Genomic DNA, 1,130 nt, shown 5'->3' with positions numbered 1-1,130 from the left:
AATGTTTTTCTTATCCAAACACCGGCGGTGAGACCTGCCGGTTTCCGTGTTCCCTGCTTTTTAGACTGTCCTGCTGTTTAATCGGCCCAGACTTCTTCTGCAATCTCCTTGACGAGCGCCAGCTTGCTCCACTGATCCGCATCGGTCACAAGATTGCCTTCCTCGGTGGAAGCGAAGCCGCACTGCGGGCTGAGCGCCAGCTGCTCGAGCGGCACATATTTGGAAGCCTCGCGGATACGCGCGATAACGTCTTCCTTGTTCTCCAGCTTGGCATCCTTGGAGGTTACCAGACCCAGAACAACCTTCTGCTTGCCGATGTAGCGCAGCGGCTCGAAACCGCCGGCACGGTCGCTGTCGTACTCGAGGAAGAAGCCGTCCACGTTGCAGTGGCCGAACAGGATCTCCGCTACCGGCTCATAGCCGCCGGCGGACGACCAGGTCGAGCGGAAGTTGCCGCGGCAGATGTGCATGGTGATAACCATGTCCTCCGGCTTTGCTTCGAGGATCTTGTTGAGCACATAAACGTACTTGCGGCCGACCTCATCTACGTCGATACCGCGCTCTGCATATGCCTTGCGCTTCTCAGCCGAACAGAATTCGCCCCAGGATGTATCATCAAGCTGCAGATACCGGCAGCCGGCAGCGTAGAACGCCTTTACCGCCTTCTGGTAAGCAGCTGCCAGATCGTCCAGCAGAACCTGCTCGTCCTTGTAGCGCTCGATCGGCTGGTAGTCGGTCGAACGAACACAGCAGATCAAATGCAGCATGGACGGAGACGGAATGCACTGCTTGGGCTGTACGAGGTCGGAGGCCACGCTCTGCAGGAATGCAAAATGCTTGAGGAACGGATGATCATCCGGGAAATCCAGCTTGTCCACGATCTTTACGGTCTCAGCCTTCGGCTGGAAGCCCTTGAATGCGACGGAGAAGTGCTCGGACTTGACCTTCTGCGTACCAGTCAGACCCCAGAGGAAGTCCATGTGCCAGAAGGAACGGCGATACTCGCCGTCGGTGACAGCGTGCAGACCGACATTCTCTTCCTTCTTTACCAGACCGGTGATCTCGGCATCTTCGACCTTGGTCAGTTCTTCAGCGGAAATTTCGCCGGCTTCAAACTTGCTGCGAGCTTC

Annotated in this window: 1 protein-coding gene; it reads right to left on the bottom strand. The window is 56.9% G+C overall.

The genetic code is table 11. The features are described 5' to 3' along the window. Positions 1-77: 77 nt before the first annotated feature. A partial coding sequence (locus C7386_RS13235) for a 5-methyltetrahydropteroyltriglutamate--homocysteine S-methyltransferase (RefSeq protein ID WP_116705739.1) occupies positions 78-1,130 on the bottom strand: 1,053 nt, incomplete at its 5' end.

Origin of the sequence: Agathobaculum butyriciproducens (assembly GCA_003096535.1) — a bacterium.
GTDB lineage: Bacteria > Bacillota > Clostridia > Oscillospirales > Butyricicoccaceae > Agathobaculum > Agathobaculum butyriciproducens.
Note: the sequence above shows the minus strand (reverse complement) of the source record. Positions and strands in the feature narration are given on the sequence as shown.